Source organism: Gulosibacter sediminis (assembly GCF_014904065.1).
Taxonomy (GTDB): Bacteria; Actinomycetota; Actinomycetes; order Actinomycetales; family Microbacteriaceae; genus Gulosibacter; species Gulosibacter sediminis.
The window spans coordinates 26,650-33,245 of sequence record NZ_JACXJG010000002.1 but is presented as its reverse complement, the minus strand read 5'-3'; the positions used below and the strand labels follow the sequence as shown (position 1 = coordinate 33,245).

The window sequence follows — 6,596 nt, the reverse complement described above, 5'->3', positions numbered from 1 at the left end:
GCTCGACCCGGAGCTCGTCGGCGAGGTGCTCGCGGTGATCCGTGACCTTGCCGAGCAGGGGCGCACGCTCATCGTCGTGACCCACGAGATCAGCTTCGCCCGCGAAGTTGCCGACCGCGTTGTATTCATGGCCGACGGCAAGCTCGTCGAGCAGGGCAGCCCCGAGCAGGTGCTCAGTAACCCGGCCGAGGCCCGCACCCGCGACTTTCTGCGCCGGTTCCTGCAGCCGAGCGACTAGCCCACCTCATCCACCCCAACCCTCTGGCCAACTTCAAGGAGACTCCGTTGACCACTTTTCGCCACCGCCTGACCCGCATCGTGCCCGTACTCGCGGCCGCAGCCATCGCACTGACCGCCTGCGCGAACCCGGTTAGCGAAGCGTCGACCGACGCCACGAACTCGGGCCCGAGCCTCGACCTCACGTCGAAGAACGCTGACGACCGCCCGCACCAGGAGCCGGTGCAGGCGGCGATCGACGCCCTCGAGGCGAGCGATTTCACCCCGATCAACGAGGGCTACCTCACCGTCGCAATCTCTCCCTACACGGCACCGCTCGCCCTCGCGGCGGAGGACGACCCGAACACCATCATCGGCAGCGAGGCCGACTTCGCCCAGCTCATCGCCGACGGCCTCGACCTCGAGCTCAAGCTCGAAGCCGTGTCGTGGGCCGACTGGCCCCTCGGCATCCAGTCGGGCAAGTACGACCTCATCACCTCGAACGTGACGGTGACCGAGGAGCGCAAGGACCTCTTCGACTTCGCGACCTACCGCAATGACGTGCTCGGTTTCTCGGTGAAGTCGGGCAGCGAGATCACGTCGATCGAGTCGGCCCCGGACGTGGCCGGGCTCAAGATCGTCGTCGGTTCGGGAACGAACCAAGAGAAGATCCTGCAGAACTGGGATGAGGAGAACGTCGCGAACGGGCTCGATCCGGTTGAGTTTGTCTACTACGACGACAACGCCGCTGCAGTCCTCGCGCTGCAGTCGGGCCGAGTGGATGCGATCCTCGCGCCGAACGCGACCCTCGCGTACGCCGCGTCCCAGACTGGTGAAACCGAGGTTGTCGGCACTCTGAGCGGCGGCTGGCCGGACACGGCGCAGATCGGTGCCACGACCGCAAAAGACAACGGTCTGATCGAGCCCGTGCAACTCGTGCTCAACGCCGCCATCGAGTCGGGCAGCTACCAAGAGGTCATCGACCGCTGGGCGCTCGGTGCGGAGGCAGTCGAGCAGTCGGAGCTCAACCCGGAGGGCCTCCCTCGCCCGTAATGGCGAGGGGGTGACCCTCGGCCACTGGCCGGGGTGACGCTCGGGTGGTGAACTCTGCCCACCCGCCGAATTCGCCGCAGCGTGGCGTCTACGGTGAGTCCAGTTGCGTCACGGCGACGCTGCTGGCGCAGAGAGGTCACTCGAGCATGATCACCCCGGCCGAGGTACCCGGCGGTACCGGCCTCACCATCGGCGTCGGCTTCGACACCCTCGCTGATCCGACATTTGACTGGGATGCGTTCGCGAACCTCCTCGAGCGGGCCGGCGCCGCGGGGGTCGCACTCCAGGTCGGCCGACCCGAGCTGCTGTTGTTTCCCTGGAACGCCCACCGGGACGAATGGGCGCCCGGGGTTTCGGCGGACTACGACCCGGTTGCGCGGGCACTGGGGGCCTTGGCGTCGATCGAGGCCGACCTCGAGATCACCCTCGTGATCGAGGTGACGGCGCCGCGCCACATTCAACGAGAGCCGGCGAGCGCCGGCGTGTTCGCCGACGGTGCCTCAAGCGAGCAGTTGCCCTCGATCTCGAGCCTGGCTCGGGGCAAATTCGGTGCCGATCTCGTGGCGCTGTGTCGCGAGGTGAGCGACCGCTACCAACCGGCACGCATTTCGCTGACCTCGCTCATCCTCGAGGCGAGCTTCGGCGACAGCGATCGCGAACTCTTCTCCAAAATGACCGGGCTGCGCGACTTTCCGCGCGACGAGGCGGGGCGGGCGGATACGCTCGATCCGCTCGTCGTGGCCTGGCGCACCCAGCTCCTCACCGAGCTGATCGCCCAGTGCGCGTCGGTCACCCTTCCGGGCACGCTCATCGACATCGAGATGCGGGTGAATTGGGACGATCCGGGTGCCGACCGCGCTGAGTCCGGGCACGCGTATGCGGCGGTGCTCGACACGGGTAACGCCATTACGCTGTGGGACTCGTTTGGTCTCAACGACGAACCACCGACCTACTCAGCGCAGCTCGCCGACGGGCTCGCCGCGCGCTTTGGTGTCGGCGAGCGTGAGCGCATCACGATTTCGATCGGCCTCTGGGGGCGCCTCGGTGACACCGCCGGTGCGACGATTTCGCCGTTCGATCTGCGCATTGCCATCGAAAATACGTGGGGCCGCGTGGGGCACATCGGGGTCACGCCGGCGAGCCTGATCGGCGCCGAACACTGGCGCGTGCTGGCCGAGTTGCGGGAGTCCCGCGTTGGGCTGTGAGCAAGTGCGCGCACGGGCTGGCTAGACTGCCACCATGGAACCGGCACTCCTTGTCACGCTCATCGTTATTGCCGTCGTGCTCGTCCTCCTGATCGTCTGGATCTGGGTGACGTACAACCGACTCACGAAGAATCGCATTCGCGTCGACGAGGCGTGGAGTGACATCACGGTGCAGCTGAAGCGCAGGGCCGATCTGATTCCGAACCTCATCAACACCGTCTCGGGCTACGCGCAGCACGAGCAGCGCGTGTTCTCCGAGGTGACGCAGGCCCGCAGCGAAACGCTCTCGGCGTCGACGCCGGGCGAGGCCTCGGTCGCCGAGAACCACCTGCAGGGAGCGCTGCGCAGTCTGTTTGCCGTTGCTGAGGCGTACCCGCAGCTGCAGGCAAGCAACAACTTCACCCAGCTCCAGCGCGATCTCGTCCAGACGGAAGACAAGATTCAGTCGTCGCGCCGCTATTACAACGGCAGCGTGCGTGAGCTCAACACCTCGATCAAGGTGTTCCCGAACAACGTTGTTGCCGGCCCATTCGGGTTCGGCGAGCGCGAGTTCTTTGACGTCGCCGACCGCGCGGCGATCTCCGAACCGCCACGCGTGCAGTTCTAAGCGCATATGGCAGGATCCACCCGGGCCGAGGACCCTCGACAGGCTGAGGAGCGGGAAGGCGACCTCGTCACGCGCCCCGTGCGCATCGCGGCCGCCTGGGCGTGGCGATGGATCATCATCGCGCTCGCGTTCATTCCGATCTTCTGGCTGCTCGCGAAGACGACGTTCATCGTCGTTCCGCTCGTTGTCGGCGTGCTCCTTACCGCCCTCCTCGTGCCGCTGACGAACTACTTGCGCAATCAGCTTCGCTGGCCGAAGGGGTTCGCGCTGCTGGCGGCGCTCGTGGCCCTATTTGGTGCCATCGCGATCCTCGTCGGGCTCGTGGTGCAAGCGTTCCGATCTGGCGAGCGCATCGACTTCACGCTGATCGAGGAACGCTATCAGGAACTGATGGTGTGGGCCGAGAACTCGCCCCTGCATCTCGGCGAAGACCAGCTCATCGGCTGGTTCCAGGGCGTGACCACCTGGCTCGAGACCAACGTCGGTACGCTGATCGAAACGACGCTCACGGCCGGCAGCACCCTCGGGGCCATTGCGACGGGCTTCGCTTTCGCACTCTTTGCCCTCGTCTTCTATCTGCTTGACGGCCGACGCATCTGGCTGTTCGTCGTGAGCCTGTTCCCGCGCGCGGCCCGCGCTGCGGTCGACGGTGCGGGGGAGCGCGCGTGGATCACCGTCGGGCACTACGTCCGCGTGCAGGTGGTCGTCGCGCTCATTGACGCCGTCGGCATCTTCATCGGCGCCGTCGTGCTGCAAGTGCCGTTCGCTCTCGCGATCGGCATTATCGTGTTTCTGTTCGCCTTCGTCCCGCTCATCGGCGCGTTTCTCTCGGGCGCCGTCGCGGTCGTGTTGGCGTTGCTGTCACACGGCCTGTGGACCGCGGTGATTATGCTGGTGATCGTGGTTGCCGTCATGGCGATCGAGTCGAACGTCCTGCAACCCCTGATCATGGGGCAGGCCGTGCAGATCCACCCGCTGGCGATCCTGGTGTCGGTGAGCGCCGGCTCGATCTTCGCCGGAGTTGCCGGCGCCGTCGTGGCCGTGCCGATCGTTGCCGCGACGAACGTGATGGTCCGCTACATTGCCTCCGGCAAGTGGCGCGACGAACCAGACCCGACCGAGGGCATGGTCATGCAACTCGATACCAACGCCGCCAAGGTTCCGAAGCGGCGTCCCATCAAAATCCGTGTGAGAAAGAAGGCCACTCCTGGTGAGTGATTCGCTCGACACCTCGTTCGTCCCCTCCCTTGACGCCGTGCGAGCCGCCCAAGCTATCGTGCGCCAGACGGCGCGCATGACGCCGCTCGACTCGGCCCGGTTCCTGCAGCAGTACGTCGGTTCGCCGGTTTTCCTCAAGGCCGAGAACCTGCAGCGAACTGGCTCGTACAAGCTGCGCGGCGCGACCAACCGGCTGTCGAAGCTCAGCGCCGACGAGCGGGCCCGCGGTGTGGTGGCTGCATCGGCAGGAAACCACGCCCAGGGCGTGGCCTTCGCCGCGCGCGAGCTCGACATTCCGGCGACGATCTTCATGCCGAAGGGCGTGCCGATTCCGAAGTTTGAGGCGACGGCCGGCTACGGCGCCGAGATTCGTCTCGAGGGTGACAACGTGGCCGAGTCGCTCGCGGGCGCGCAGCGATTCGCAGAAGAGACCGGCGCGGTGTTCATCCACCCGTACGATCACCCCGACATCATCACGGGCCAGGGCACGCTTGCCCTCGACATCGTCGAGCAACTACCCGACGTCGACACCGTCATCGTGCCGATCGGCGGTGGTGGCCTCGCGAGCGGCCTCGGCGCGACGCTGAAGCACTACGCGGCCGAGCAGGGGCGCGAGATCCAGGTCATCGGCGTGCAGGCCGAGAACACGGCGCCGTTCCCTGTCTCGATGCGCGCAGGGCACCCCGTGAAGATCACGGCACGCCCGACGATCGCCGATGGCATCGCCGTGGCCGAGCCGGGTCAGCTCACTTTCGAAGTCGTGCGCAAGTACGTCGACCGCATCATCACGGTGTCGGAGGGCGACCTTTCACGAGCGATCCTACTGCTGCTCGAACGGGCGAAGCTCGTCGCTGAGCCGGCCGGTGCCGCAGCGGTGGCCGCGATCCTCAGCGGGCAGGTGCGTGACACCGGCACGACTGTTGCGCTGCTGTCGGGCGGCAACATTGACCCGATGATGCTCGAAAAGGTGATCTCGCAGGGCCTCACCGCATCCGACCGCTACCTCAAGCTCGTCATCGGGCTGCAGGATGTGCCGGGTCACCTCGCGCGCATCGCCACGATTCTCGCCGAGATCGGCGCGAACGTGATCGAGGTCTTGCACACGCGGCACAATAAGGCGCTGCAGATCGACCGCGTTGAGCTCGAGGTCTCCGTCGAAACGCGCGGCACGAACCACGCTCGCCAGGTTGTCCAGGCATTGCGAGAGGCGGGCTACGAGCCGCGCATCGATCGAAACGCGACGGTGTAGCCCGCCTCTGCAGGGGTGCTGGCTGGGCGCCTAGCTTTCGAAGGTCTCGACGTTGACGATCTCGACGTCGACCTGCTTGCCATTCGGGGCGTCGTAGCTCGTCTTCTCGCCGATCTTCAGGCCGTCGATGACCTTGCCGATCGGGCTGTCGGGCGAGAAGATGCGCAGTTCGGTCTCGGAGGCGAGCTCCGTGCTCGCGTAGAGGAAGTGCTGCTCACGGCCGGCGACCTTTGCGGTCACGACGGTGCCGAGCACGACGCTGCCGTTTGCCTTCGGTGCTTCGCGCACCTCGGCGGTCTTGAGCAGCGCCTCGAGTTCGGTGATGCGGGACTCGATCTGGCCCTGCTCGTCCTTCGCTGCGTGGTAACCGGCGTTCTCCTTGAGGTCGCCGTCTTCGCGCGCTTCCTGAATCTCCTTGGCAATTTCCGTACGTCGCGTCGTCGAGAGGAACTCGAGTTCCTGCGTGTAGCGGTCGTACGCGGTCTGCGTGAGCCAGGTGGGTTCAGAGGTAGTCATCGGTCATTCTCCTTGGATATAACAGCGCAGCCTCGACGGCGTCGAGGCTGCAGCAATCCCCACAGTCTAGCCCCTTGGTTTGCACGGCAGGCAGACACGCCGCGCGATCGGGGTTTTATTCGACGTCGGCGGAGTCGGTGAGTTCGTTAACCCAACACTCGCGCACTTCGACGGTGTCGGCGGCGCTCGTGGTGCGCAGCGTCACGTGCACGGTCTGGTGCTGTTCCGCCTGCGGGTCGAGCTGCACCACCTGGTAGCCGACGATCGACGAGCCCTCGTTGCTTGCTTGAATCGCGCAGGCGACCGGCGTGCCGGGCTGCACTGAGACGCGCGCCGTCGCGGTGATCTCGCTCGGCGACTCGACCGTGAACCCGCCCATTTGCGACTCGATTGTCGCCGCGGGGTTGAGCGAGGTGATGGCCCAAAACGCGACGACGCCGATGACGAGGGCAACCGTCACGCCGATCGAGACTCCGGTGCGGCGCTTCGACGCGCGGGGCGACTTGCCATACCTGGCGTCAAGATCGGTCAC

The 6,596-nt window shown here is 66.0% G+C and carries 7 protein-coding genes and 1 pseudogene; 6 read left to right on the top strand and 2 right to left on the bottom strand.

Annotation, left to right across the window (positions count from 1 at the left end; translation table 11 throughout):
* From ID132_RS13255 to ilvA, 6 genes and pseudogenes are all read left to right on the top strand, one after another.
* Positions 1–238, top strand: a pseudogene (locus ID132_RS13255) (ectoine/hydroxyectoine ABC transporter ATP-binding protein EhuA); the annotation flags it as partial.
* Between the two features lie 47 nt (positions 239–285).
* Positions 286–1,269: an ABC transporter substrate-binding protein gene (locus tag ID132_RS00875; RefSeq protein WP_193127636.1), complete on the top strand. Its 984-nt coding sequence runs from the start codon at positions 286–288 to the stop codon at positions 1,267–1,269.
* Between the two features lie 146 nt (positions 1,270–1,415).
* Entirely contained in the window at positions 1,416–2,474 is a 1,059-nt protein-coding gene (locus ID132_RS00870) for a hypothetical protein (RefSeq protein ID WP_211198181.1), read from the top strand.
* 34 nt (positions 2,475–2,508) lie between these two features.
* Positions 2,509–3,081 (top strand): LemA family protein, encoded by a 573-nt coding sequence (locus ID132_RS00865; protein ID WP_193127634.1) that lies wholly within the window; start codon positions 2,509–2,511, stop codon positions 3,079–3,081.
* Between the two features lie 6 nt (positions 3,082–3,087).
* Positions 3,088–4,299: an AI-2E family transporter gene (locus ID132_RS00860; protein WP_193127633.1), complete on the top strand. Its 1,212-nt coding sequence runs from the start codon at positions 3,088–3,090 to the stop codon at positions 4,297–4,299.
* Positions 4,292–5,548, top strand: coding sequence for a threonine ammonia-lyase (ilvA, locus tag ID132_RS00855; protein ID WP_125106268.1), 1,257 nt, complete (start codon positions 4,292–4,294; stop codon positions 5,546–5,548). The genes ID132_RS00860 and ilvA overlap by 8 nt, the downstream gene beginning before the upstream one ends.
* A 30-nt stretch (positions 5,549–5,578) precedes the next feature.
* On the opposite strand, the gene greA is transcribed toward ilvA, so the two are convergent.
* Together greA and ID132_RS00845 are read right to left on the bottom strand one after the other, a co-directional pair.
* Positions 5,579–6,064, bottom strand: coding sequence for a transcription elongation factor GreA (greA, locus tag ID132_RS00850; RefSeq protein WP_193127632.1), 486 nt, complete (start codon positions 6,062–6,064; stop codon positions 5,579–5,581).
* A gap of 115 nt (positions 6,065–6,179) precedes the next feature.
* A complete protein-coding gene (locus ID132_RS00845) occupies positions 6,180–6,596 on the bottom strand; it encodes a DUF4307 domain-containing protein (RefSeq protein ID WP_193127631.1) in 417 nt (138 codons plus the stop codon).

Coding starts and splice junctions, on each gene's coding strand:
- ID132_RS00860 (WP_193127633.1), top strand. CDS start 3,088: ATGGCAGGATCCACCCGGGCCGAGGACCCTCGACAGGCTGAGGAGCGG.
- greA (WP_193127632.1), bottom strand. CDS start 6,064: ATGACTACCTCTGAACCCACCTGGCTCACGCAGACCGCGTACGACCGC.
- ID132_RS00870 (WP_211198181.1), top strand. CDS start 1,416: ATGATCACCCCGGCCGAGGTACCCGGCGGTACCGGCCTCACCATCGGC.
- ID132_RS00865 (WP_193127634.1), top strand. CDS start 2,509: ATGGAACCGGCACTCCTTGTCACGCTCATCGTTATTGCCGTCGTGCTC.